This is a genomic window from Nonomuraea sp. NPDC001636 (assembly GCF_040298265.1).
In the GTDB taxonomy this organism is placed as follows: Bacteria; Actinomycetota; Actinomycetes; order Streptosporangiales; family Streptosporangiaceae; genus Nonomuraea.
In genome coordinates this window covers 228,691-253,156 of sequence record NZ_JBEOZT010000005.1, presented here as the reverse complement: position 1 = coordinate 253,156, position 24,466 = coordinate 228,691, and the positions used below count along the sequence as shown (strand labels likewise).

Annotated in this window: 20 protein-coding genes and 1 pseudogene; 9 read left to right on the top strand and 12 right to left on the bottom strand. The window is 71.8% G+C overall.

Translation table 11 applies throughout. From position 1 onward, the window contains the following. Window positions 1-20 precede the first annotated feature (20 nt). Window positions 21-428, top strand: a complete 408-nt coding sequence (locus ABT158_RS13315) for a PPOX class F420-dependent oxidoreductase (RefSeq protein ID WP_352352999.1) — start codon at window positions 21-23, stop codon at window positions 426-428. Between the two features lie 63 nt (window positions 429-491). On the opposite strand, the gene ABT158_RS13310 is transcribed toward ABT158_RS13315, so the two are convergent. The 3 genes from ABT158_RS13310 to ABT158_RS13300 all read right to left on the bottom strand — a co-directional run bounded on the left by ABT158_RS13310 (window position 492) and on the right by ABT158_RS13300 (window position 4,243). Further along, window positions 492-1,709: an acetyl-CoA C-acetyltransferase gene (locus ABT158_RS13310; protein WP_352352998.1), complete on the bottom strand. Its 1,218-nt coding sequence runs from the start codon at window positions 1,707-1,709 to the stop codon at window positions 492-494. Window positions 1,710-1,783: 74 nt separating this feature from the next. Continuing rightward, window positions 1,784-3,112, bottom strand: coding sequence for an outer membrane protein assembly factor BamB family protein (locus ABT158_RS13305; RefSeq protein WP_352352997.1), 1,329 nt, complete (start codon window positions 3,110-3,112; stop codon window positions 1,784-1,786). A gap of 147 nt (window positions 3,113-3,259) precedes the next feature. Next, window positions 3,260-4,243, bottom strand: coding sequence for an SGNH/GDSL hydrolase family protein (locus ABT158_RS13300; protein ID WP_352323552.1), 984 nt, complete (start codon window positions 4,241-4,243; stop codon window positions 3,260-3,262). A 126-nt stretch (window positions 4,244-4,369) separates the two neighbouring features. On the opposite strand from ABT158_RS13300, the gene ABT158_RS13295 reads away from it, so the two are divergent. Then, window positions 4,370-5,740 carry a cystathionine beta-synthase gene (locus ABT158_RS13295; protein ID WP_352352996.1) on the top strand — a complete coding sequence of 457 codons (1,371 nt, stop codon included), beginning with the start codon at window positions 4,370-4,372 and terminating at the stop codon, window positions 5,738-5,740. Here ABT158_RS13295 and ABT158_RS13290 read toward each other — a convergent pair whose 3' ends face one another. Then, complete coding sequence (locus tag ABT158_RS13290; RefSeq protein WP_352352995.1) at window positions 5,741-6,589, bottom strand: NAD(P)-dependent oxidoreductase; 849 nt, start codon at window positions 6,587-6,589, stop codon at window positions 5,741-5,743. A 72-nt stretch (window positions 6,590-6,661) separates the two neighbouring features. Between ABT158_RS13290 and ABT158_RS13285 the strand changes: the two genes are divergently transcribed. Further along, window positions 6,662-9,973 carry an AfsR/SARP family transcriptional regulator gene (locus ABT158_RS13285; RefSeq protein ID WP_352352994.1) on the top strand — a complete coding sequence of 1,104 codons (3,312 nt, stop codon included), beginning with the start codon at window positions 6,662-6,664 and terminating at the stop codon, window positions 9,971-9,973. Window positions 9,974-10,258: 285 nt separating this feature from the next. On the opposite strand, the pseudogene ABT158_RS13280 reads toward ABT158_RS13285, so the two are convergent. Continuing rightward, a pseudogene (locus tag ABT158_RS13280) lies at window positions 10,259-10,600 on the bottom strand (histidine kinase); the annotation flags it as partial. A gap of 513 nt (window positions 10,601-11,113) precedes the next feature. Here ABT158_RS13280 and ABT158_RS13275 point away from each other — a divergent pair. Next, complete coding sequence (locus tag ABT158_RS13275; RefSeq protein ID WP_352352993.1) at window positions 11,114-11,323, top strand: hypothetical protein; 210 nt, start codon at window positions 11,114-11,116, stop codon at window positions 11,321-11,323. Between the two features lie 133 nt (window positions 11,324-11,456). Continuing rightward, on the top strand, window positions 11,457-12,596 hold the full coding sequence (locus ABT158_RS13270; RefSeq protein ID WP_352352992.1) for a cystathionine gamma-synthase: 1,140 nt from the start codon (window positions 11,457-11,459) through the stop codon (window positions 12,594-12,596). A gap of 77 nt (window positions 12,597-12,673) precedes the next feature. On the opposite strand, the gene ABT158_RS13265 is transcribed toward ABT158_RS13270, so the two are convergent. Both ABT158_RS13265 and ABT158_RS13260 read right to left on the bottom strand, forming a co-directional pair. Then, on the bottom strand, window positions 12,674-13,105 hold the full coding sequence (locus ABT158_RS13265; RefSeq protein ID WP_352352991.1) for a DUF2269 family protein: 432 nt from the start codon (window positions 13,103-13,105) through the stop codon (window positions 12,674-12,676). A 10-nt stretch (window positions 13,106-13,115) separates the two neighbouring features. Further along, complete coding sequence (locus ABT158_RS13260; protein WP_352326121.1) at window positions 13,116-13,241, bottom strand: hypothetical protein; 126 nt, start codon at window positions 13,239-13,241, stop codon at window positions 13,116-13,118. Window positions 13,242-13,380: 139 nt separating this feature from the next. On the opposite strand from ABT158_RS13260, the gene ABT158_RS13255 reads away from it, so the two are divergent. Next, a complete protein-coding gene (locus tag ABT158_RS13255; protein WP_352352990.1) occupies window positions 13,381-13,803 on the top strand; it encodes a DUF6292 family protein in 423 nt (140 codons plus the stop codon). 543 nt (window positions 13,804-14,346) lie between these two features. Here the strand turns inward: ABT158_RS13255 and ABT158_RS13250 are convergent. Next, window positions 14,347-14,487 (bottom strand): hypothetical protein, encoded by a 141-nt coding sequence (locus ABT158_RS13250; protein WP_352352989.1) that lies wholly within the window; start codon window positions 14,485-14,487, stop codon window positions 14,347-14,349. A gap of 404 nt (window positions 14,488-14,891) precedes the next feature. Between ABT158_RS13250 and ABT158_RS13245 the strand changes: the two genes are divergently transcribed. Next, on the top strand, window positions 14,892-16,034 hold the full coding sequence (locus tag ABT158_RS13245; protein ID WP_352352988.1) for an NsdA family TPR-like regulatory protein: 1,143 nt from the start codon (window positions 14,892-14,894) through the stop codon (window positions 16,032-16,034). A 73-nt stretch (window positions 16,035-16,107) separates the two neighbouring features. On the opposite strand, the gene ABT158_RS13240 is transcribed toward ABT158_RS13245, so the two are convergent. From ABT158_RS13240 to ABT158_RS13225, 4 genes are all read right to left on the bottom strand, one after another. Next, window positions 16,108-17,490 (bottom strand): DUF2079 domain-containing protein, encoded by a 1,383-nt coding sequence (locus tag ABT158_RS13240; protein WP_352352987.1) that lies wholly within the window; start codon window positions 17,488-17,490, stop codon window positions 16,108-16,110. Between the two features lie 371 nt (window positions 17,491-17,861). Then, window positions 17,862-19,829: a vWA domain-containing protein gene (locus ABT158_RS13235; RefSeq protein ID WP_352353143.1), complete on the bottom strand. Its 1,968-nt coding sequence runs from the start codon at window positions 19,827-19,829 to the stop codon at window positions 17,862-17,864. Between the two features lie 37 nt (window positions 19,830-19,866). Further along, complete coding sequence (locus tag ABT158_RS13230) at window positions 19,867-20,625, bottom strand: hypothetical protein (protein ID WP_352352986.1); 759 nt, start codon at window positions 20,623-20,625, stop codon at window positions 19,867-19,869. Window positions 20,626-20,687: 62 nt separating this feature from the next. Further along, on the bottom strand, window positions 20,688-22,079 hold the full coding sequence (locus ABT158_RS13225; protein ID WP_352352985.1) for a sigma 54-interacting transcriptional regulator: 1,392 nt from the start codon (window positions 22,077-22,079) through the stop codon (window positions 20,688-20,690). A 172-nt stretch (window positions 22,080-22,251) separates the two neighbouring features. On the opposite strand from ABT158_RS13225, the gene ABT158_RS13220 reads away from it, so the two are divergent. Continuing rightward, a complete protein-coding gene (locus ABT158_RS13220; protein ID WP_352353142.1) occupies window positions 22,252-23,433 on the top strand; it encodes an FIST signal transduction protein in 1,182 nt (393 codons plus the stop codon). Continuing rightward, window positions 23,430-24,407: an ROK family protein gene (locus tag ABT158_RS13215; RefSeq protein ID WP_352352984.1), complete on the top strand. Its 978-nt coding sequence runs from the start codon at window positions 23,430-23,432 to the stop codon at window positions 24,405-24,407. The genes ABT158_RS13220 and ABT158_RS13215 overlap by 4 nt, the downstream gene beginning before the upstream one ends. Window positions 24,408-24,466 lie beyond the last annotated feature (59 nt).

Genomic DNA, 24,466 nt, shown 5'->3' with positions numbered 1-24,466 from the left:
GGGCGCGTCATCATGAACACATGGATCTGGACAAGGCGCTCGGCTTCATCGAGACCCACCACCACGCAGTCCTGCTCACCAGCCGTCGCGGAGGGCACCCGCAGATGTCGCCGGTGCTGGCGGGCGTGGCCGGCGGGCACATCGTCATCAGCACCCGCGAGACGGCGATGAAGGTGCACAACATCCGCCGGGATCCCCGCGTCTCGCTCTGCGTGCTCGCCGACGGCTTCTTCGGCGAGTGGCTCCAGGTCGACGGCACGGCCGAGATCGTCTCCCTGCCGGAGGCGATGGACCAGCTCGTCGCCTACTACCGGGACATCTCCGGCGAACACCCCGACTGGGACGCCTACCGCGAGGCCATGGTCAGCGAGCGGCGCGTCATCGTGCGCGTCACCCCGCTCCAGGCCGGCCCCGACCGTCAGGGCTGACGTCCGGGACGCGAACGGCCCCGCGCGGCCTGGAAGGCCGGACGCGGGGCCGCCGAGCACGATCTAGGACAGGCGCTCCAGCACCATCGCCATGCCCTGGCCGCCGCCCACGCACATCGTCTCAAGGCCGAGGCTCTTGTCGTGGTGGCGCAGGCTGTTGATCAGCGTCGAGGTGATGCGCGCCCCGGTCATGCCGAACGGGTGCCCGACGGCGATCGCGCCACCGTTGACGTTGAGCCGGTCGAGCTCGATCCCGAGGTCCTGGTACGACGGGATCACCTGCGCCGCGAACGCCTCGTTGATCTCTACGAGGTCGATGTCCTCGATCGCCATCCCGGCCCGGGACAGCGCCTGCTTGGACGCCTCCACCGGCCCGAGGCCCATGATCTCGGGCGAGAGCCCGCTGACGCCGGTGCTGACGATCCGGGCCAGCGGCGTGATGCCCAGCTCGGCCGCCTTGACGTCGCTCATGATGACCAGAGCCGCCGCGCCGTCGTTGAGCGGGCAGCAGTTGCCCGCGGTGACCGTGCCGTCGGGGCGGAAGACCGGCTTGAGCCCGGCCACCCCCTCGTACGTGGTGCCGGCCCGGGGGCCGTCGTCCTTGCTGACCACGGTGCCGTCGGGGAGCGTGACGGGGGTGATGTCCTTCTGCCAGAACCCGTCGGCCAGCGCCTTCTCGGCCAGGTTCTGGGAGCGCACGCCGAACTCGTCCTGCTCGCGGCGGCTGACGCCCTTGAGCTGGGCCAGGTTCTCGGCGGTCTGCCCCATGGCGATGTAGATGTCGGGGACGGCGCCGTCCTGGCGGGGGTCGTGCCAGGTGTGGCCGCCCTCGGCCGACTGCTTGGTGCGGGCCGTCGCGTCGAGGAAGAGCGGGTTGTGGGTGTCGGGCAGCGAGTCGGAGTTGCCCTTGGCGAAGCGGGAGACGGTCTCGACGCCGGCCGAGACGAACACGTCGCCCTCGCCCGCCTTGATCGCGTGGAAGGCCATCCGCGTCGTCTGCAACGAGGAGGAGCAGTAGCGCGTGACGGTCGTGCCCGGCACGGTGTCGAGCCCGAGCAGCACCGCCACCACCCGGGCCATGTTGAAGCCCTGCTCACCGCCCGGTAGGCCACAGCCGAGCATGATGTCGTCGATCGTGTTCGGGTCGAGCTGGGGCACCTTGGCCAGCGCCGCCTGGATCATCTGTACGGTCAGATCGTCGGGACGGATGTCCTTGAGCGACCCCTTGAAGGCTCGTCCGATCGGGGAACGCGCGGTTGCGACGATGACTGCCTCGGGCATGGCCCCTCCTTGTGTCCGGCGCTGATATTAGAACTATATTCCAGTCCTCCTCGCAAGCACCCCGGGGTCCCGCGTCAGCCGTACATGCCGGGGGCGGTGGCGGTGTGGTCGTTGACGGCGTGCACGGCGCCCTTCTCGTCGCGCCACAGGCGCCAGCCGTCCTGGCTGCCGGTGAACCAGGGCGGCGGGGCGTTCATGGGGGAGACGCGGGTGCCGGTGCCCAGGTCGTACTCGCAGACGGCGGCCGTGGAGTAGAAGCCGGGGGCCTGGCCGCGCAGCGGCAGCGGCTTGGGGTCGGTGACGCAGAAGGACCAGCCCCGCTCCTCGCCCACCTGCGCGGGCTTGCCCGAGGCCAGGTCGAAGGCGCTGCCCTTGGCGTCGTGCTTGAGGAAGCCCAGTTTGTCCATGCGGTCGGGGAAGGCCAGCCACCAGCCCGAGCCGGGGACGTCGGAGGCGGTGATCTGGCCGACCACCCGGCCGGTCTCGGAGTCGAGCCTGGCGAAACCGCCGTAGGCGCCCTGGCGGTCGACCGGGCGGACGACGGGCGCGTAGCCGGGGCTGCCACTGGGATAGACGCGCACGACCGAGGGACGCATCCAGTTGACCGTGCCGTCGCTGATCCTGATGGAGAACAGCCCGAAGGTGGAGACCTTCTTCGTCTGGGGGTTGGTGTAGGGGGCGACGTAGCCGACCAGGTTGTCGCCGGTCGAGCCGAACGCCCACCCGCCCGACAGGTCGATGCCGGGCCCGAGCGCCTGCTCGATCGGCTGCTGCCACTGCAGTTTGCCGGTCTTGACGTCGTAGGACTCGATCATGGGGTTGGCGGCCATCCGCAGCAGCAGGACCCGGGCCGGGTCGGACCACTCGACCTCGGAGATGCCGGGCAGCCGCCACATCACCCGGCCGGTCGCCGGGTCGAGCACGACCATCCGGGCGTGGGTCAGGGCGGTGTGCTCCGACACGCACACGTAGGGGCCGCAGCGCTGCGGGCCGAACGTGGAGTGCATGGGCCTGGCCCACTTCTGCGCCCCGGAGCGGGCGTCGCGGGCGATGAGGGTGGCGTTCCAGCGGCCCTTCTTCGCCGGGTCGAGGGCCACGACCACCCCCTGGCCCTTGGCCGTCTCCACGATCGCGGGGGCCGAGACGCCCATGCCGGGCAGGCGGCCCGCCATGGTCGCCGGGTACGCCCACAGGCGCCGGCCGTCTTCGAGGCCGAGCGCCACGGTCTCCAGTGTGCCGTCGGGCTTCATGGAGGTGGTGGTGACCACACCGGCCGCGGACACGATCCGGCTGACCGCGTTGACCTGGGTGTTCTGCCAGGAGGGGAAGTTCGCCGTGGCGGCGTCGCTGCCGGAGCAGGCGGTCAGGGCGAGGGTCCCCGCGAGGGCCAGGGAAGGTTTCATGAGGGGCCGGAGCACAGGCAATTCACTCCAAAAGAGGACGAGGAGTGACGGCTAAGGCTCGGAGGGTGACCGGATCAGGCGTCAGCGAACCCTCCGGCGCGCACGATCACGCGTCGGTGGGATCGTCGAGCCGCCCGCCGGGCGCGCTCACGCGTCGGTAGGCGTCTCGCCGAGCCGCCGGCGGAACAGCGTGGCCCACTTGCCGTGGAGCCCCGTGGCCCGCCCGTCGACCCGGGTCGCGGTGACCTCGGTGCCGGGCTCCTCCGCGGCCGTTGCCGCCGCAAGGTAGATCGGTTGCAGTCCTTCGCCCCGCGCGGGCCGCGGCTCAGGCCACAGCCCCAACGCAGCGCACACCGACGGTAGCACCGCGTAAGCGGCCTGCGCGTAACCTCGGTCAGATGGATGGAAACGATCCGGTCCGAACATTTCTGTCGGATTTGTATCGAATTCCGGCCCCAAGACGTCCGCGAACGCCACCGTACGGCCGCCCGCGTCGACCACGGCGACGGTCTGGGCCGCCGCGAGCTGACGGCTCCACCGCCGGGTCACCCAGCGCAGCGGCTGGGCGATGGGCCGCACCGTGCCCAGGTCGGGGCAGGTGCCGACGACCACCTCGACGCCCGCCTCGCGCAGCCGCCGCACCGCCTTGGCCAGATGGCGCACCGCCACGGCCGGCGGCGTCTGGGTGATGATGTCGTTGGCCCCCACGAAGATGACCGCCACGTCCGGGCGCATGGCGAGGGCGGCGTCCACCTGCTCGGGCAGCTCGGCGGAGGGGGCGCCCGACTTGCCCGCCACCAGCAGGTGCACCGGCCGCTCGGCCACCGCCGCCACGCCGTTGGCCAGCAGGACGGCCGGGGTGTGGCTGGGGTCGGTCATGCCCAGGCCCACCGAGGTGGAATCACCGAGCATGGCCATCTTGAGGGGTTTGCCGCGGAAATCGCCGTAGACGCCGTCGGAGGGCGGTCCGTCCAGACCGTGGGGGCGGCCGATGGCCTTGCGCGCGAGCAGCCCCTCGGCGATCAGCAGGCCGTACGCCGTGGCTCCCAGAGCCGTGAGCCCGCCACCTCCGAGCGCCGCCGCCATCGCGATCCGCCTGGCCGCGCGTGCCATGCCTGCTGCCCAGACCACGTAGTGTCCTCCCGGTCGAACTCGGCGGTAGCGTTTGCTTGAAAACTAGCCGAGGGCCTGCCACCCCCACTGGATCTCGGCCTCGGGCAAGCTGATCAAGCTTCGGCAAAGAAGGTGAACACCTCGGTGCGCGTTTACGATTCCCTGGTCGACCTCATGGGGAACACTCCGCTCGTCCGCTTGCACAAGGTCACGGCGGGGATCTCCGCCCAGGTGCTGGCCAAGGTCGAATATTTCAATCCGGGCGGCTCGGTCAAGGACCGCATCGCGCTGCGCATGATCGAGGCCGCCGAGGCCTCCGGCGCGCTGCGGCCGGGCGGTGTCATCGTCGAGCCGACGTCCGGCAACACCGGGGTGGGCCTGGCCATCGTGGCCCAGCAGAAGGGCTACCGGTGCCTGTTCGTGGTGCCCGACAAGGTGGCCCAGGACAAGATCGCGGTGCTGCGCGCGTACGGGGCCGAGGTCGTGGTCTGCCCCACCGCCGTCGCGCCCGACCACCCGGAGTCCTACTACTCGGTCTCCGACCGGCTGGCCCGCGAGATCCCCAACGCCTGGAAGCCCGACCAGTACTCCAACGTCAACAACCCCGACTCCCACTACCACTCGACCGGTCCCGAGCTGTGGGAGCAGACCGACGGCCGCATCACGCACTTCGTGGCGGGCATCGGCACCGGCGGCACGATCAGCGGCACCGGCCGCTACCTCAGGGAGGTCTCCGACGGCCGGGTGAAGATCATCGGAGCCGACCCCGAGGGCTCGGTGTACTCCGGCGGCTCCGGCCGTCCCTACCTGGTGGAGGGCGTGGGCGAGGACATCTGGCCGGCCACGTACGACACCGGGATCTGCGACGAGATCATCGCGGTGTCCGACAAGGACTCCTTCAACATGACCCGCCGCCTGGCCCGCGAGGAGGGGCTGCTGGTCGGCGGCTCGTGCGGCATGGCCGTGGTGGCGGCGCTGCAGGTGGCGGCCAAGGCGGGCCCCGACGACGTGGTGGTCGTGCTGCTGCCCGACGGCGGCCGCGGCTACCTGTCGAAGATCTTCAACGACGACTGGATGGCCGACTACGGCTTCCTGACCACCAGCTCGGACGAGGGCCTGGTCGGCGACGTGCTGGCGCGCAAGGGGCCGGGCCTGCCGGAGTTCGTGCACGCCCACCCGCACGAGTCGGTCGGCACGGCCATCTCGATCATGCGCGAGTACTCGGTGTCCCAGCTTCCGGTCATGAAGGAGGAGCCGCCGGTCATGGCGGCCGAAGTGGTCGGCTCCATCGTCGAGCGCGACCTCCTGGAGGCCCTTTACCACGGCAGGCTCGCCTCCGACGACCCGATCTCCGACCACATGTCGGCGCCGCTACCCACGATCGGCAGCGGTGAACCCGTCGCGCGCGCGGTCGAGGCGCTGGAGAAGGCCGACGCGGCCGTCGTCCTGGAGGACGGCAAGCCCGCCGGGCTGCTCACCCGGCAGGACCTGCTCGCCTTCCTCGCCAACCACTGATCAGGGTTTCCTGATCGACTCGATCACGGTGCCGAGGCCCTCGTGCCCGCGTCCCTCGGCGTCGGCGCGCTCGAACAGCTCCTTCAGCGCGTTCGGCACCGTGGTCTCCACCCCGGCCTCGGCCAGCGCGTGCACGACGTGGCCGAGGCCCACGGCCTGCATGTGCAGCGAGTTCAGCTCGCCGGGGTAGGTCCCGGCGGCGAACTCCTCGGCCAGGATCTTCGCGAACCCCATCACGCCGTCGCCGCCGAGCTGGGTGAAGGTCTCCCGCGCGTACGGCAGGAACTCCAGCGGGGAGACCCCGGCCGTGCTCAGCATCGCCATGGCGTGCATCTGGCCGGTCAGGCTCGACCAGAAGATCAGCAGCAGCGACTGGTAGTACATCATCGCCAGGCCCTCGTCCGCGCCGACGTGGACGACGTCGCCGAGGGCTTTGAGCGTCGCCGTGTGCCGGTCGAGCACGTCCTCGGGGCCGCTGTAGAAGGAGTACGCACCCGGCTGCCCGATGCCCGGGGGCGGGACCATGATTCCGGCGGTGATGAGCGTGCCGCCGCGCCCGGCCACCCAGCGGGCCGCCGCGCGCAGCTCCTCCGGGGTGCCCGAGCTGAGGTTGACCAGCACCTTCCCGTCGAGCCCCGCCTCGCCGAGGCTGTCGTACATCGCCTGGTAGCTGATCTGGCTGAACACCAGCAGGTCGCCGTCCGCGGCCGAGGCCGCGCGCCGGGCTCCCCGGGCGACCAGCGGTTCGGTCTTGCTCGCCGTACGGTTCCACACGGCCACGTCGAAACCCGCGCCGAGGAACGTCTCGGCCATCTTCGACCCCATCGGGCCGAGTCCCGCAACTGTCACCTGAGTCATGACAGGGAGCCTGCGGCACCGCCCTACGGAAATCCTTATGACCGGCTACGGGTTAGTCTCTGCATGGTGCGATTCGGGGTGCTCGGCCCGCTGACCGTCCGGACGGACGGCGGCGAGGAGATCCACGTCGCCGAGCCCAAGGTCCGCGCGCTGCTCGCCGCCCTGCTGGCGGCCGGCGGCGGCCCGGTCTCCGCCGACCGGCTGATCGATGACCTGTGGGGCGACCGGCCTGGCCGCAACCCGCTCGGCACCCTCCAGGCCCGCGTCTCCCAGCTCCGCCGCGCGCTCGGCGACCCGGCCATGGTCGTCCACGGCCCGGCCGGCTACCGGCTGGCCGCCCACGACTGCGACGCCGTCCGGTTCCGCGCGCTCGTGGGCCGCCGCGGCGCCGCCCCGCGTGAGCGCGCCCGCGAGCTCGACCAGGCGCTCGCCCTGTGGCGGGGCGCGGCCTACGCCGACTTCGCCGACGAGGGGTTCGCCCGTCCCGAGATCACCCTGCTGACCGAGCTGCGCCTGTCGGCCCTGGAGGAGCAGGCCGAGGTGCGCCTCGCGCTCGGCCACGACGTCGACCTCGCCGGCCTGGTCGCCCGGCACCCCCTGCGCGAACGGCTGCGCGCCTCGCACATGAAGGCCCTGTACCGGGGCGGCCGGCAGAGCGAGGCACTGGCCGCCTACGAGGAGCTGCGTGTCAGGCTCGCCGAGGAGCTGGGGCTCGACCCCTCGCCCGAGCTGGCCGCGCTGCACCGGGCCATCCTGCGCCACGACCCCTCGCTGGCCGCCCCGCAGCCCGCCGCCGACCCGGGACCGCTCACCAACCTGCCCGCGCCGCTCACCCCGCTGGTCGGCCGGGACGCCGACCTCGCCGATCTCGCCGCCCTGCTGGCGGACTCGCGGCTGGTGACCCTGACCGGGCCGGGCGGCGTGGGCAAGACCCGTCTCGCCCTCGCCGCCGCCCGCCGTCTGGCCTTCCCCGAGGGTGCCGCCGAGCCGCGGCGGGGCGGGTTCGCCGACGGCGTGTGGCTGGTGGAGCTGGCCGGGGCCGGGGGCGCCGACGTGGCCGAGGCGGTGGCGGCCGTGCTGGGCGTGCGCGACGACGACTCCGTGCCGCTGGCGTCCAGGCTGGCCGGGGTGCTGGCGGGCAGGAGCGCGCTGCTGGTCCTGGACAACTGCGAGCACCTGGTCGAGCAGGTCGCCGGGCTCGTCTCGGCGCTGCTGCGGGCCGCGCCCGGCCTGCGCGTGCTGGCCACCAGCCAGGAGCCGCTGGGGGTGTCCGGCGAACGGGTCCGGGTCGTGCACCCGCTGGCCGAGGCCGACGCCGTACGGCTCTTCGCGGCCCGCGCGGACGTCGAGCCCGGCCCTGCCGTGGCCGTCATCTGCCGGCGGCTCGACGGCATCCCGCTGGCCCTGGAGCTGGCGGCGACACGGGTGCGTGCGCTCGGCGTCCAGGAGCTGGCCGCCCGCCTGGACGACCGGTTCAGGCTGCTCAGCGCCGGGATGCGGGACGCCCCGGCCCGGCAGCGCACGCTGCGGGCCACCATCGACTGGAGCTGGGAGCTGCTGTCCGGCGAGGAACGCGCGGTGCTGCGGCGGCTGGCCGCGCACGCCGACGGCTGCACCCTGGAGGCCGCCGAGGCGGTCTGCGCCGAGCCCGGCGTGGACGTGCTCGACGTGCTGGCCAGGCTCGTCGACCGGTCGCTGGTCGCCGTGGCGCCCGGCCCCCTGGGACCCCGCTACCGGCTGCTGGAGTCGGTGACCGCCTACTGCCTCGAACGGCTGCGCGAGGCCGGTGAGCACGACCTGCTGCGGGAGCGGCACGCCCGCTACTACACCGACCTGGCCGTCCGCGCCGAGCTGCGCGGCCCGCGCCAGCACGAGTGGCTGGACCGGCTGGACGCCGAGACCGCCAACCTGCGGCTGGCCCTGTCAGGGCCGGAGCCCCTGCGCCTGGCCAACGCGCTCGCCTGGTACTGGATCCTGCGCGGCAGGCTGCGCGAGGCCCGCAGGTCGATCGAGGCGGCGCTGGCGGCGGGCGGCGAGGACGGCGCCGCCGCCCTGGCCTCGGTCTGGCTGGCCGGCATCGGGCTGCTGCTCGGCGAGCCCACCCCGCCGGTACGCCGCGCCGCGCTCGACCGGGCGGGGGCCGCGCTGGCCGACTGGTTCCTCAGCTTCGTGCGCTGGGCGTACGGCGACCACGCGGCGCACCGGGACGCGGCCGAACGGGCGCTGGCGGCGTACGAGGAGCTGGGGGACCGGTGGGGGGTGGCGGCGGCGCTGTGCCTGCGGGCCAAGCTCGCGGTGGGCCGCGGCGACCTCGCGGCGATGGAACGCGACGGCGAGCGCGGCCTGGCCCTCTTCCGCGAGCTGGGGGACGAATGGGGGCAGGTCGAGGCCATGGACGTCCTCGACCGGCTGGCCGAGATCCGCGGCGACTACGAGCGGGCGGCCCGGCTGCGGCAGGAGGCGCTGCGGCTGGCCGAGGGGCTGGGGTTCGACGTGTCGTTCAAGCTGGCCGCGCTCGGCCGGCTCGCGCTGCTCACGGGCGACTACGAGCGGTCCGACGACTACCACGGGCGGGCCAGGCGGCTGGCGGTGGCGCAGTCGTACCGGTCGGCGGAGGAGAACGCGCTGCTCGGCCTGGCCATGAGCGCCCGCAGGCAGGGGCGGTACGAGGAGGCGGAGTCGTACCTGCTGTCCGCGCTCGACTGGCTGCGACAGGTGCGGGGGACGCCCGGGACGGCGTTCGTCATGGCCGAGTGGGGGTTCGTGGCCGAGCAGCGCGGCGACGCCGAGACGGCGCTGGCGCGCCAGCGCGAGGGGTACGCGAACGCCCGCGCGACGGGCGACCCGCGGGCCGTCGCGCTGGCCCTGGAAGGGCTGGCGGGCGCGTTGTCGATCGCGGGCCGCGAGCACCAGGCGGAGGCGGCGCGGCGGATGGGACGGGCCGCGGCGCTCCGGCGATCCGTCGGCGCGCCCCTTCCGGCCGGCGAACGCCATGACGTGGACCGGATCACCGCCCGCCTGCGCGCCGCCCTGGGCGAGCCGGAGTTCGCCGGCTCCTTCGCCGCGGGGGAGCGGGATCCCGAGGTCTCGGGGCAGCGCGAACCCGGCGAGGCCGCGGTCGGCCGGTCGGCGGGGGCAGAGGAGCGCGAACCCGGCGAGGTCATGGTCGGCCGGGCGGGCGGGTCAGGGGAGCGGGAACCCGGCGAGGTCGCGGTCGGCCGGTCGGCGGGGTCAGGGGAGCGGGAACTCGGCGATCACTTCCCAGGGGCCCTCGGGGGACGGGCCCGCGTAGAGCCTGCCGCCCAGCGCCTCCACCCGCTCGGCCATGCCGACCAGCCCGAACCCGCCGCCCAGCCGGGACACCCGTGGATCTGACGCGACCGAGCCGAAGTTCCGCACCCGCAGCACGACCACCCGCTCGTACCGCCGCAGGTCGGCCTCCACCCACGCGGCCCGGTGAGCGTGCTTGCGCACGTTGGTGAGCGACTCCAGCAGGACCCGGTGCAGCGTCGTCATCACCTCGGGCGGCAGCGTCCGGTCGTCGATGCCGGACCCGATCTCGAACGCCACCCTCGGCCCCTCGACCGAGAACCGCTCGGTCAAAAGCCGCAGGTCGGCCAGCGTCGTGCCGGGCCTACGGTCGGCCTCGTCCTCGGTGCGCAGGACGGTGACCATGCGCCGCATCGAGGTCAGCGCCTCCGACCCGGCCGAGGCGATCGCGTCGAGCGCGGGCAGCACGGCCTCGGGCTTGTGCTCGGCGACCGTACGCGCGGCCTGGGCCTGGACGACGATGCCGGTGATGTGGTGGGCGACCAGGTCGTGCAGCTCCCTGGCCAGTTCGAGGCGTTCGGCCCGGCGTACGGAGTGCACCGCCTCGGTCCGGCGCTCCTGCTGGAACCGCAGGTAGCCGCCGATGCCCGCGGCCGTCGACCACCCCGCGAACAGCAGGAACGCGAACGCCAGCCCCGCCGTGGGGTAGTCGCGCCTGGCCGACTCGGCCATCAGCACGCCCAGTCCCACGAGCGACAGCACCGCCGCCCGCCGTACCGGCTCCACGTGCCGCAGCACGCCGATGAGGAGGATCAGCAGCGACCCCGTCTCGGCCATGCCGGGCGCGCCCAGCGCGCCGACCGACCCGATGACCACCGACGCGGCGAAGGACAGCCCCAGCAGCGCGCAGAAGCCCTCAAGCCGGTGGCGGCGGCGCAGGACGACCGCCGCGATCCCGGCCGCGCCGCAGAACGGCACGAACCACTGCAACCCTCCGACGCTGACGGCGATGGCCAGGTCGAGCATCAGCATCAGGCCGAGCCAGCCGAGCATCGCGATCTCGCTCAGCCGCCGGACCCAGTACGCGATGCCTTTCGAATCCCCCACGCCACGAGAGTAGGCCGGAAGTCGGACAACTCGTATCAACCGATCGGCCGACCCGGTCGCCGCCGGACCAGCCCTTCAGCGGAGGCGGCGGCGACGGCCCCTCGGCGATGCTGGAACACGTCGGAAGGGGGACAGGACATGGTTGTCATCGGGTTCGTTCTGCTGGGGTTGGGACTGGTCGTCACGGCGCTGCTCGCGCTGGCCGACCCCGTGCTGCTCTCGCGCATCAACGGTGAGGAGGCGGAGGGCGCCAGCGGCCGCCACATCGACGTGGAGGTCGTACGGCTCAGCGCCCCGGCCGTGACGGCCGCGCCGGCCGCGTCGGCCCGCGAGCCCCGGGCGGCCTGAGCCTTCGAGAACGTGGCCCGCGCGGGCATGGCCGCGCGGGTCCGGGCGGGCGCCGTCGGGGGACGGGCCCCGCCACCGGCCCGCGATCCGCTGGGGAACGGATCGCGGGCCGCTTTCCGTTAACGTGGGGCCTATGACCAACGGTTTTGAGACCCTGGCGATCCACGCAGGTCAGGAGCCCGACCCGCTGACCGGCGCGGTCGTGCCGCCGATCTACGCCACGTCCACCTACAAGCAGGACGGCGTGGGCGGCCTGCGTTCGGGATATGAGTACAGCCGCTCGGCCAACCCCACGCGGACGGCGCTGGAAGAGGCGCTGGCCGCCGTGGAGGGCGGCGCGCGCGGGCTGGCGTTCGCCTCGGGCCTGGCCGCCGAGGACACCCTGCTGCGCACGGTGTGCCGGCCGCAGGATCACGTGATCATCCCCAACGACGCGTACGGGGGCACGTACCGGCTGTTCGCCAAGGTGCACGAGCGCTGGGGCCTGCACTACGACCCGGTCCCGCTGCACGACCTCGACGCGGTGGCGTCGGCCATGACGCAGAAGACGAAGATCGTGTGGGTCGAGACGCCCACCAACCCGCTGCTCGGCATCGCCGACATCGCCGCCCTGGCGCAGCTGGCCCACGAGAACGGCGCGCTGCTGGTCGTGGACAACACCTTCGCCTCGCCGTACCTGCAGCAGCCCCTGGCGCTCGGGGCCGACGTGGTCGTCCACTCCACCACCAAGTACGTCGGCGGCCACTCCGACGTGGTCGGCGGCGCGCTGATCGCGCGGGACAAGGGCCTCGGCGACGAGCTGACCTACCACCAGAACGCGATGGGCGCGGTGGCCGGCCCGTTCGACGCCTGGCTGACGCTGCGCGGGCTCAAGACCCTCGGCGTGCGCATGGACCGCCACTGCGACAACGCCGAACGCGTCGTCGACCTGCTGCTCGCGCACCCGCGCGTGACCCAGGTGCTCTACCCGGGCCTGGCCGAGCACCCCGGCCACGAGGTCGCCGCCAAGCAGATGCGGCGCTTCGGCGGCATGGTGTCCTTCCGCGTGGCGGGCGGCGAGGCCGAGGCCGTGGAGGTGTGCAACCGGGCCAAGCTGTTCACGCTCGGCGAGTCGCTGGGCGGCGTCGAGTCGCTCATCGAGCACCCGGGCCGCATGACGCACGCCTCCGCGGCGGGCTCGCCCCTGGAGGTGCCGAACGACCTGGTGCGCCTGTCGGTCGGCATCGAGACGGTCGACGACCTGCTCGCCGACCTCACCCAGGCCCTCGGCTAGGACGCCGCAAGCCTCATCAAGGCGGTCGCGACCACCGTCAAGGCGTCGGGACGACCGTCAAGGCGTCGGGACGACCGTCAAGGCGTCGGGACGACCATCAGGAAGAGGATCACCAGCCAGATCACGGCCAGCAGGCCGCTGATCGCCGCGACCCGTCCGGTCTGCACCTTCGCGTCGTCCTCCGCGTTCTCGCTTTCGAGCGCGCGGAGGGCGGTGCGCAGGTCGCGGTCGATGATGACGAGCAACACGATCGCCACGATGAACAGCGTCATCGACGCCGTCATGTACCAAAGGCCGAGCACGCCGTTCCCGACGACGATGCCCAGGGCCACGCCGAACACCAGCACACCCAGGCTGGCCAGGCTGTAGATCCTCGTGGTGCGCTGGATGTTCCGCAGGACGGGCACGTTGTTGGTGCGGATGGCCCGCGGAGCCGCCATCGTCGCGGCGGTCAGCGGGCCGATCGTGAAGATGGCGAAGCCGATGTGCAGCCAGAGAAGCAGGGACATGCGCCTGAGACTAGTCCCCGACGATCTCGGTCGGCGGCTCGACACTCTCTTTAACCTGCGAGGAGCAACGCATGATGAGCTCCGTGGCGGCCACCGCTACGGCCATCAGGGTGATCAGCAGGATCGTGGCAATCATGGGCTCCCCTCCTTCCCCGTGTCGGACGTAAATATCGTCCGTAATGACTAGACGGACGTGCAACGGAATAAGTTCGCCACGGGTATGGTTGGTCACCGTCGCTTTATTCTTACCTTCAGGGCACAAGGGGGTGCCATCCGTGGCCATCAGGCATGTCGAGCCGTACACCGACGAGTGGCTGCAGCAGCCGGTGGGCTATGTGGAGCGCGTCGTCGACCTGCTCGGAGCCGAGGTGGCCGACTGGTGGGAGGGCCCCTGCGATCCGCGGCACGCCACGGTCAAGCTGACCGACGGCCACGCGCTGGTGTGGGACGAGGAGAGCGGCTGGCGGCTCGGCCGCTTCGTCTCCGGCGGGGCGGGCGCGCACACCGAGCTGACCGGCGTCCGCTACCTGGGCCACGGGCTGCTGCCCCGGCCGGAGCGCGTGCCGTCGGCATTGGTGGACGCGCGGGCGGGGGTGGGGGCCAGCTCGGCCTGGCGGCCCTGTTACCGGTCGCACCGCAACTGCCGCGACGGGTTCGACGTGGCCCTCGACTTCTACGCCCGCCTGATCGAAGCCTGACAGACCCCAGGACGAGCCCCAAAGGGCCTCCGCCCCGGGGCGCTGCGCGCCGAAGGGCTCCGGGCTCCGCTTCATCGGGGGAGCCGAGCTCCCCTGAACCCCCTGGCCCGGGGTCTCCCGACCCCCGGACCCCCGGAGGTCACCTGCCTCCTTCCTGGTCATGTGTTGGAGCAGTGTTCCTGCCGCCTCCGAGACGGCTTCTCTGACCGTCGCCCGAGACGCCTGCGGCAACCTCCTCCGCCTATCCGCGGGAAGACTGTCGGCCTCCTCGCGGCAATCTGACGAATCACAACCGGTCGTCGGCGACTCCCGCCGGACGAGGGAGCGTGCTCGACGAAAGAGGCCCTGTGCGTTGTGCCTGGAGCTCCGCCTGACGGGCGAGTTGGCCCCCCAAGTGGTCGGGGTCCACACCGACGAGCGAGTACAGCCGCCCTTGCCTGAAGTGCTCAAGGGTGGGCGGTTGCCGTCTCCAGGCGGCAGCGCCGTAGGGCAGGGACACGATGTGCCAGTCGTGCCCGTACCGGTGGTGGAGGTCCGCAAGGTTCATGACGGGCCCGCGACGTGTCCGAGGATCAGCTCGGCGGCCTCCTCCGGCAGTGCGGCCAGGCGCGGGAGAGGTCCGTCGGGAAGCGGAAGGCCGCCCACGTCCAGCTCCAGCACGTACTCCCCTGAGCGAGGGGCCATGCGGACGGTCGCGACGCGTCCGCCTTGGTCGGCGTAGACCACGAGTTCGGGCGGGTGCCGTTCCAGCCGGCTGCCGCAGCCTCGGCCCGCAGCCTTGAGAGTGAGCCTGTATCGCTCGTCGATGGCCAGAGTGCGAACTCTCCGTTTCGTCAGCAAGCGACGGAGTTCGTGCAAGGCGATGATGTGCCTGCCTGCCGTTCTGTCATTGATGGGGACGTCTCCGTCGCCCGGCCTTTCGGGCATCCGTTCCAAGAGCCTGCGTTTCACTGGTCGTCACCGTTCAGCTGTGTCTCCCTGGGGTGCACGGCCATGTTTGCCCTTCGTTTTTCGGCAGACCAGGCGGGGTATTCCTCACAGGAATAAGGCCCTACTGGCCAATACCTCTGCCGCTATACGCTCGGCTGGTGGACGTTCGGTCACTGCCCGTAGCCCTTACGGCGATCATGAAACAGCGCGGCTGGACCCAGCAGCAGCTCGGCCGTGAGCTGGGAGTGTCGCAGGCGTGGATCTCGCGCGTCTGCAACGGTGTCGCCGACACAGGTCTGGCGCGGGCGAAGGAGCTGCTCGCGCGTGTGGGGTGGGAGGTACGGTTTACACCCTCCGTGGAGGAGCCTGTGGAACGCCGGGAGTTCTTGTCGGCAGCCGCATCGGTCGTGTTCGTCGCGTCCGCCGCCGACTCCGATCCCTATCTCGACCCCGACTACGTGCGTGCCCTGTCCGACAGCCTGGCGCGCGGGCGCTACGAACTCGGCGGGCTGCCTCTCGCGGCCCGCGCCCTCGGGCACGTGAAGCGCGTCGCCCACCTGCAGATCGGCTCTGCGGGCCACGAGCTCCGAGGTGCGGCGTCCGACCTGATGTACCAGGCGGGCATCGCGCTGTACGACGCCGGTCGGCTGGCCCAGTCCGAACACGCGGGCACGATCGCCCTTGACCTCGCCCACCAGGCCGAGGACGCGCCAGCGCGGGCCCAGGCGTACGACGCCCTGAGCCGGGTCAGCCTCTATCGCGGCGATCCGCTGCGCGCGGTACGGCATGCCCAGCGGGGTCTGCGCATCCCGGACCTTCCGCCGAGCCGCCTGTCGAGCCTGCACATGCGGCTCGGCCGTGCCCTGGCCTGCGTCAACGGCAGCCAGCGGGAGGCCCGCGAAGCCCTCGATCGCGCCTTGGGCACGTCCGGCCTGAGCCCGTTCGCCGAGGCCGCTCTCGGCGGGGATGTCGCGATCGGGCTGAGCAGGCTGGGCCACTACGACCAGGCCGACCGCCTGCTGCGGGAAGCGGCGGCGGCCATGGCCCAATGGTCTCCGCTCTTCCGGGCCCAATATCTCGGCAGGCAGGTTCAGACGGCGGTGCGCGCGGATGAACCGGCGCTCGCGGTGCACCACATGCACAGCCTCACCCGGGCGCTACCGTTCGTCGGCAGCGCTCGGGTGAATGCTCGCGTCACTGCAATCATCACCGTGACCGCCAAATGGGACCGCATTCCGGAGGTCCGCACCGCGCGGGAGAACCTGCGCGCGACGTTGCCCGCCGGATCCTCTTCTGCCTGAGGCGATCAGCCTTCTCTTTGACGGCTGTGGACATGCGCTACGGCTGGTGCACCCGGAAAAGGGGACTTCCTGTTCATCCCTCTGTGGGCGACGGGTCGAAGAGGACGATGTATCCGTCCCGCGAGAAGGCTTCGCGATAGCCACGCTGCCGCAGCAGTTCGACATCCGCGGCCTGGGCCTGGATCGAAGCGAAGTGCGGCTGCTTGTCCTTCAGGTCGGCCAGGATCCATGGCGCGCGCTCCGGTCGCGCCGCCGTCTTGGCGGCCCAGGCCACGACCTTGGTGCGAGCCGAAATATTCGGGCCGACGGCGTTGGCCGCTTCGACGAGCACGCCGTCCGGAATCCGGCGCATGGCTTCCATGGCCGCGGCGGATCGGGCGTCAGCCGGGTACCAGCTCGGTTTGAACAGATTTCCCAGGGCGAAGAACGGCACGATGGCCACCGCCGCCACCGTCGTGACCGCCGCGAGGACGGTTGCGGACGGGAGGAATCGCCACGGCCGTCGTCCTCGTGTCGCCCGGTGAAGCCGTACCGCGCCGTCGACGGCGGCGCAGAACAGGGCCATCACGATCGCGGCGTTGTAGTGGTAGCGCGTCCCCCACCAGCCGGCCGCGCCCGGGTCGGTGGCGAGCATGCGCTCCGCCAGCAGCGCGAGCGGGGCCAGAGCGTACGGCGACAGCAGCGGCAGGAAGCACAGCGGGGCGAAGAGCAGCAGGAGCGTCCACAGCTTCGTGTCGGGGGTGGCGAGAACGTGCAGGATGTCCAGCGGCCGTGACAGCAGGTGCGTCATCGCCTCGGCCGGGTCGGCGCCCCAGCGGGTGTAGTACCAGTACCGGCCCGGATCGGCGCCGAAGGCCGGCATGATCACGTAGGTCGCCAGGCAGAGGAAGGCGACACCGCCCGCCAGCATCGCCGCGCCGGCGCGGCGCCACTCGCGGACGAACAGCAACCCTGCGCCGAGACCGACCACGAAGATCGCCATGTCCTCCTTGACCAGAAGCAGCACGCCTGCCGCCGCCAGTGCCTGCCATCGCCGCCCGGCCTGGATCCGCTCGAACAGCACCGCGGTGATCAAAGGCACGAAGGCGTACTCGTGGAAATGGAAGTTCACCGCCTCGGCGATCGGCCAGGACAGAAGATAGGCGACGGCCAGTGAATACGCGGCCCCGGCGCCGAGCGCGCGTCGGACGTAGACCCAGAAGGGCACCGCCGCGGCGGAGAAGAGGGCGGCCTGGGCCACGATGAGCGTCTCAGGGCCGTCGTGGGCCCAGTAGAGCGGGGCCAGCAACGCGAGCATCGGCGAGAAGTGGTCACCGAGCAAGGTGAACGCTGAACCGAGTTCCTGCCAGTTGCCCTTCACGAACGAAAGAGGCGCACCGAGGTGCGCGTAGCCTCTTACGCCCTGATCGAAGATGACAAGGTCGTAGATGCCGGTCCGGAAGGTGTGGAGCTTCACTAATCCGAGTGTCGAATAGGCGGCGCAAGCGATTACCGTGAGGGTCGCTAATAAATATCTGTGGGGCATGCGCCCGAGGTGGCGATATAAAGGCATGGCCTGAACTGTGCCAGGAAGAGATGGCCGTCATGCCGGCATTGCACTTTTTCGCCGCCGCTGCCCGGCGACGGAAAGCGACCGCCCCGGCAGCGCTACTCTCGGTATTCATTTCGTCGCGTTGGCCGATGTCCCGTGGGCGGGGCGTTCCAGGATCCGCCGCCCGCGGTGACATCGGTTCGTCGTGCAGGGTCAAGCGTCTTTTGTGCGGGCCGAACCGGCCGGCAGCGACAGGGGAATGAGTTTGCGCGCGTGCCGGCGAGCGCCTTTCTTTGTCAACGGGAGCGGCGGAGGCGGAGGAAGTCGCTGACGACGTATTCGCCGAGCCGGTCGGCGCTCGGGGAGAACACCCGGCCGCCGTTCCTGCGGGCCACCTCGTCCACGAACTCCTTCAGCCGGTCGTCGGCCGCCAGCATGAAGACGTTGATCGTCGCCCGTCGTCGCGTCATCTTGTCCACCTCGGCCAGCGTCAGCTCCAGCGTCTCGTGCGACGGCGGCCACTCGAAGGCCGACCTGCCGTTGCGCATGAGGTGGGCGGTCGGCTCGCCGTCGGTGACCACCAGCACCACCGGCTCGAAGTCGGGGTGGCGGTCGAGGTGGCGGCCGGCGATCAGGAGGGCGTGGTGGAGGTTGGTGCCCTGGACCATGTCCCAGTCGAGGCCGGCCAGCTCGTCGGGCTGCAGGACCCTGGCGTAGTTGGAGAAGCCGATGATCTGCACGGCGTCCTGCGGGAACTTGGAGGCCACGAGCGCCTGGAGGGCCAGCGCCGTCTGCTTGGCCGCGGCCCACGTGCCGCGCAGGGCCATCGAGTACGACAGGTCGACCAGCAGGCACACCGCCGCCGCGCTGCGGCGTTCGGTCTCGGAGACCTCGAAGTCGTCGACGGACAGCCGCACCCGGGCCCGCCCGTCCTGCGGGGCGGTCGCCACGCCGCCGCTGCGCACGCCGTTGACCAGCGTGCGGACGACGTCGATCGGCTGTTCGTCGCCGAAGCGCCACGGCCGGGTGGAGCCGGTGAGCTCGCCGGCCGAGCCCGCGTCGTGCTGGTCGTGGTCGCCGCGCCGGCCCGCGTCGAGGGAGGAGAACACGCGTCGCAGCGCGGTCTCGCCGAGCCGCCGGACCGCCTTCGGGGTCAGCTCCAGCTTGCCGCGGCGGCGCAGCAGGTAGCCCTGCTCCTCCAGCTCGCGTTCGATGCGCTTGAGCGCCTCCAGGTCGTCGACCGCGGCACGGCCCAGGGCACGGCGTACGGCGGCCTCGTCGATGTCGTCGAGCCGCGCGCCCGGGTAGTCCTGGCGCAGGGCGGTCTCCAGCTGGGTGAGGTCGGCCAGCTCCTCCAGGGCAGTGACGGCGTCGCCCATGGCCAGGGGCTCCTCGCCGGTCAGGCGCTCGGGGGCGTTCCAGGCCAGGTCGGGACGGCGGGCGTGCAGGGCCTCGCCGAGGCGGCGCATCTGGTCGGACAGGCCGGCCTGGTCGAGGGTCTGGTTGATGAGGCTGGACAGCTCCTCGCGCTGGCGGGGGGTCATCGAGGCCAGCATGCGCTGGGTGGCGGCGGCCCGCCGGGCCAGGATGTCGACGAGCTCCTCAAGGTTTCGCGGCGTTTCTGGGAACAAATCGCCATATTTCGCCATAAAGGCGTCAAAATCTTCTTGGGTGTGCTCGCCCCGGGTGTCCCTGTCCAGCATGTCGTTCAGATCGGACATCATCTGCCGGACGCGGGCCATGGCCTCGGGGTCGGGGTTGGCCAGTGCGTCGCGGAGCCCTCTGAACTGGCTGTCGAGCACCTCGCGCCGCAGCAGGTCGCGCAGCTCCTCGAAGGTCTGGCGGGCCGCCGCCGAACGCCACTCGTACGTGCTCAGCTCCTGGATGGCGCTCGCGGTGTCCTCCGGCAACCCGTCGAGCCCGGCCTCGCGCAGCCGCGCGTCGTCGGACGGGTCGGGGAACAGCTCGGCCCGCTCCTGCCCGATCGCCTTGTCCAGCAATGCCCGCGCGCGTTCGAGGGTGCCGTCGAGCCGCCCGCGCTCGCGCAGGTCCCTGCGCCGCCTGCGGACCTCCTTGAGCATGTCGTCGAGCCCCCGGCGGTCCTGGCTGCCGGGCAGCCCGCGCTTGAGCAGGTCGCGCAGCGCGTGGACCGGCGTCGAACCGGACAGGATCGCGTCGCCCATCTCGTCGAGGGCCGCGCGTACGTCGTAAGGAGGGGCCAGGGGGTCGGGGCCGTCGTGGTATTCGCCGTAGCGGAAGGCCATCACGCTTCCACGCTAACCCCAACCCGCCCCCGCCCGTCTACGGACGCCTGGCCACTTCCCACACCTCGACCGCGCTGTTCGCGTCGGGCGTATAACTCACCTGCACCTGCACCGCGCGCCCGGCACCCTTGAGCGCCTTGGTCAGATCGGCCGACTCGCAGGACAGCGTGCCGAGCCCGCGCTTGTCGACGCGGGCCGGCTTCCCGGACACCCAGCGGTCGCCGCAGCGGGCGGTGGCCCGGTAGAAGGACGTCAGGTACGTGTAGCCCAGCTTGAGCTGCTTGCCGCCGGTGCTGAACAGGACCGTCGCGTCGTCGACGCGCTTGACCGAGCCGCGCGCGGTGACCGGCTCCGGCCAGGCGTCCAGCAGGAACTCCTGGGCCTTCACGGCCTTGTCACCCTCGTACTCCACGCGCAGCGGGACCGCGCCCTCCCGGAGCCCGACGGTGAGCTGGGCGGGCTTGCACGACGTCCGGCCCAGGCCGTCGCGGTCCAGCGCGACCCGCCCCTCGGTCTCCTTTAGGTCGCAGGCCGTCGTCACCCGGCTGTAGGCGGCTCGGGTGTAGTCGAGCTTGAGCTCTTCGGCCCCCGGGATCGCGGTCAGCTTGTAGAGCACGTTGCCGCCGCGCCGCACCTTGGCGGGCTTCATGGGCACGATCCGCAGGCTGCCCTTGCCGTCGGCCCAGGCGTAGCCGTAGGCGGTCTTGGCGGCTGTCCTGGCGGGGGCGGCCTGCGCGGGGAGCGCGAGGCCACCCAGGACGAGGCCGACGGCGGTGGCATGGATGAGCAGGCGCATGGGCGGTTCCCCCCGGAGTCGTGATCAACCAAACACTACGACGCGGGAAACCGCCCGTTTGTTCACGTGCGGTAGATCGTGACCCCGTCGAGGTCTTCCTTTGACAGCCGTCGCATCAGGTAGAGACCTTCCAGCGCGAACTCCAGAGCCGCCGCGGCGTGCCCGGGGGACTCCTCGCCGGCGCCCATGCCGAGCCTGGACATGATCTTGGCCAGGCCGCTGACCGGCCCGATCCGGTGCAGCAGCTCGGCCGCGGCCACCATGTCGCCGGACTCCACCTGGTTGCCCTCGGCGAACTTGTCGGTCACCGGGGCCAGGTCCATGCCGCCCAGCCTGTTCCTGAACGTCTCGGCCGTGGCCCGGCGCAGCAGGTGGGCCAGGATCTCGGTCTCCCTGCCCTCCTCGCTGACCTCGAACTCCACCTTGCCGCGCAGGCTGTGGACGACGCAGGCCAGGTCGCAGACGCGCGTGACGGCCTGGTCCTCGCCCTTGATCGCGGACCTGCGCACGGCGGAGGCCGCGGCGGTCTCGGCGGCGGCGATCGAGAAGCGCGCCGACACGCCGGAACGGACGTCGACGGCCGTGGACTCGCGGACCAGCCGGGTGAACCTGGCGATCACCTCGATCAGGTGCTCGGGCACGTCGGCCCCGATGTCGGGCACCGACTCCTGGCGGATGAGGGTGAGCTCGTCCTCGACCGTGAGCGGGTAGTGGGTGCGGATCTCGGCGCCGAAGCGGTCCTTCAGCGGCGTGATGATGCGGCCCCTGTTGGTGTAGTCCTCGGGGTTGGCGCTGGCGATGAGCAGGATGTCGAGGGGCAGGCGCAGGTTGTAGCCGCGCACCTGGATGTCACGTTCCTCCAGCACGTTGAGCAGCGAGACCTGGATGCGCTCGGCCAGGTCGGGCAGCTCGTTGACGGAGAACACGCCGCGGTTGGTGCGGGGGACCAGGCCGTAGTGGACGGTCTCGGGGTCGCCGAGGGTGCGCCCCTCCGCGATCTTGATGGGGTCGACGTCGCCGATGAGGTCGCCGACGGAGGTGTCGGGAGTGGCGAGCTTCTCGCCGTAACGCTCGTCGCGGTGCTTCCACGCCACCGGCAGCTCGTCGCCCAGCTCGCGCGCCAGGGTCTTGCAGCGCGTGCAGGCGGGTGCGTACGGATGGTCGTTGATCTCGCAGCCCTCGACCACCGGGGTCCACTCGTCGAGCAGGCCGGTGATCGTGCGGATGAGCCGCGTCTTGCCCTGCCCTCGCTCACCGAGCAGGACCAGGTCGTGCCCGGCGAGCAGCGCCCGCTCCAGGTGTGGCAGGACGGAGTCGTCGAAGCCCACTATGCCGGGGAACCGGGGCTCGCCGGCCCGCAGCCTGGCCAGCAGGTTTTCCCGGACCTCGGCCTTGACGCTGCGATGAACGTGGCCGCTCTCCCGCAACTCGCGGAGAATACGTGGCTGATGCACGGGATCGAGACTACGTCCCCCGCGAGAAATGCGGCAGAGAGTTTCGCATCTGGCGGAGATTTCGGATCTTGACCTATTGCGTGACGGTTCGTACGCGTGCTTGTCCCTTTAGTGGGGAGAATCGGCCCTAGGGAACATGCACATGTCGAGGGAGGCGAGACGCGTGGCCTTGATGACAAGCCGCTTCGCCGACGGCCTCGCCGTGGGTTCCGACCTGGTGGAGGCCGCGGAGAGCGCCGTCGGTCAGGCACTGTCGAGGCTCAGCGGCCAGGCCGACCTGGTCTGCTTCTTCATCTGCGGCGAGGACCCCGAGGACGTCGCCAGAGCCGGCCAGGCCGCGATGAAGCTGGCGCCCGAGGCGCACGTGATCGGATGCAGCGCCACCGGTGTGATCGGCGACGGGCAGGGGGTCGAGCTGACGCCCGCCGTGAGCGCGTGGGCGGCCACCCTGGAGGGGGCCAGGCTCACCACGTTCGCCCTGGAGACGCTGGCGGCCGAGGACCGGTTCGTGGTCGTCGGGCTGCCCGAGCGCACGGGCGACGACCACGTGGCGATCCTGCTGGCCGACCCGTACACCTTCCCGACCGACGCGTTCGTGGAGCGTTCGGTCGACGTGCTCGGCGACCTGCCGCTGATCGGCGGCCTGGCCAACGGGCTGCAGGGCAGAGGGTCCGTACGGCTGTTCGCGGACGGCAAGATCTACACCGAGGGCGCGATCGGCGTCCTGCTCAGCGGGCCGATCAAGATCAGTACGGTGGTCAGCCAGGGCTGCCGCCCGATCGGCCCCAGCATGGTGGTCACGGCCTCGGAGGAGAACCTGCTGCTCGAACTGGCCGGTCAGCCCGCGCTGGCCCGGCTGGAGGACATCGTCAGCGAACTGGACGAGGACGACCGCGAACTGGTCGCCGCCGGCCTGCAGATCGGCGTGGCCATGGACGAGTACGCCGAACGCCACGAACGCGGCGACTTCCTCATCAGGGGCGTCATCGGCATCGACCCCGAACGCGAGGCCGTGGCCATCGGGGACATCGTGGAGATCGGCCGTACCGTGCGCTTCCAGGTGAGAGACGCGGCCACCGCCGACGAGGACCTGTACGACCTGCTCGACGCCCACCGCGAGGAGCTCGGCAAGGTAGACGGCGCGCTGCTGTTCTCCTGCAACGGCCGGGGCTCGGCGATGTTCGGCACCGCCGACCACGACCCGGTCGCCCTGCGCGACACGCTGGGACCGATCGGCGTCGCGGGCTTCTTCGCCGCGGGCGAGGTCGGGCCGGTCGGCGGCCACAACCACGTGCACGGGCTCACGGCGTCCGTGCTGGTCTTCTCCAGCGCCGCGGAGCCGGAGCTGTCGTGATCCTGGCGATCGACGTCGGCGGCACCAAGATGGCCGCCGGGCTGGTGGCTCCTGACGGCACCGTGATCACCTCCCGGCGCGCCGCCACCCCCCAGAACGCCGACGCCGAGACGCTGTGGCACACCCTCACCACCCTCATCGACCCCCTGTCGGCCCGCGCCGAAGGCGTCGGCGTGGGCTGCGGCGGCCCGATGACCTGGCCCGACGGCGAGGTCTCGCCGCTCAACATCCCCGGCTGGCGCGGCTTCCCGCTGCGCGCCCGGCTGACCGGCCGGTTCCCCGGCTTACCGGTACGCCTGCACAACGACGCCATCTGCCTGGCCGTCGCCGAACACTGGCGGGGCGCCGGCCAGGGCAGCGCCGACATGCTGGGCATGGTGGTCTCCACCGGCGTCGGCGGCGGCCTGATCCTGGGCGGACGCCTGGTCAACGGCGGCACGGGCAACGCCGGCCACATCGGCCACGTCGTGGTCGAACCGGACGGCGGCCCCCGCTGCGGCTGCGGCGGCCACGGCTGCCTGGAAGCGATCGCCCGCGGCCCCGCCCTCACCACCTGGGCCCTCGCCCAGGGCTGGACCCCCGCCGCCGTCTCCGAGCCCGTGGAGGCGTCCGAGGGGCCTGAGGCGTACCTGGAGGATCGGGCGGTCACCGGGCGGGCGCTGGCGGCCGACGCGCTCGCCGGGGACCCCGTGGCCGTGCTGGCGATGCGGCGGGCCGGACGGGCGCTCGGGATCGCGATCGCCTCCGCCACCCACCTGTGCGACCTGGACCTGGTGACGATCGGCGGCGGCCTGTCACAGGCCGGCGAACCGCTGTTCGGCCCCCTGGAGGAGGCGCTGCGGGACCACGCCCGCATGGGTTTCGCCCGCCGTCTCAAGGTCGTGCCCGCCGCCCTCGGACAGGAGGCCGGCCTGGTAGGCGCCGCCGCCCTCCTCCTGGCCGGCGACGCCTACTGGCCCTCCACCCGCGACTGACCCCCGCGACTCGCGGGATGGGCGCCGGGCGGGCGCGAGCCGAGGGTGCGCAGGCCGCG

What these genes read in the sequence shown, in the direction of transcription:
- ABT158_RS13275 (WP_352352993.1), top strand. Translation starts at nt 11,114, where the DNA reads ATGGTTGTCATCGGGTTCGTTCTGCTGGGGTTGGGACTGGTCGTCACG.
- ABT158_RS13220 (WP_352353142.1), top strand. Translation starts at nt 22,252, where the DNA reads ATGACAAGCCGCTTCGCCGACGGCCTCGCCGTGGGTTCCGACCTGGTG.
- ABT158_RS13270 (WP_352352992.1), top strand. Translation starts at nt 11,457, where the DNA reads ATGACCAACGGTTTTGAGACCCTGGCGATCCACGCAGGTCAGGAGCCC.
- ABT158_RS13310 (WP_352352998.1), bottom strand. Translation starts at nt 1,709, where the DNA reads ATGCCCGAGGCAGTCATCGTCGCAACCGCGCGTTCCCCGATCGGACGA.
- ABT158_RS13260 (WP_352326121.1), bottom strand. Translation starts at nt 13,241, where the DNA reads ATGATTGCCACGATCCTGCTGATCACCCTGATGGCCGTAGCGGTGGCC.
- ABT158_RS13230 (WP_352352986.1), bottom strand. Translation starts at nt 20,625, where the DNA reads ATGCGCCTGCTCATCCATGCCACCGCCGTCGGCCTCGTCCTGGGTGGC.
- ABT158_RS13265 (WP_352352991.1), bottom strand. Translation starts at nt 13,105, where the DNA reads ATGTCCCTGCTTCTCTGGCTGCACATCGGCTTCGCCATCTTCACGATC.
- ABT158_RS13315 (WP_352352999.1), top strand. Translation starts at nt 21, where the DNA reads ATGGATCTGGACAAGGCGCTCGGCTTCATCGAGACCCACCACCACGCA.
- ABT158_RS13285 (WP_352352994.1), top strand. Translation starts at nt 6,662, where the DNA reads ATGGTGCGATTCGGGGTGCTCGGCCCGCTGACCGTCCGGACGGACGGC.
- ABT158_RS13250 (WP_352352989.1), bottom strand. Translation starts at nt 14,487, where the DNA reads ATGGCCCCTCGCTCAGGGGAGTACGTGCTGGAGCTGGACGTGGGCGGC.
- ABT158_RS13235 (WP_352353143.1), bottom strand. Translation starts at nt 19,829, where the DNA reads ATGGCCTTCCGCTACGGCGAATACCACGACGGCCCCGACCCCCTGGCC.
- ABT158_RS13305 (WP_352352997.1), bottom strand. Translation starts at nt 3,112, where the DNA reads ATGAAACCTTCCCTGGCCCTCGCGGGGACCCTCGCCCTGACCGCCTGC.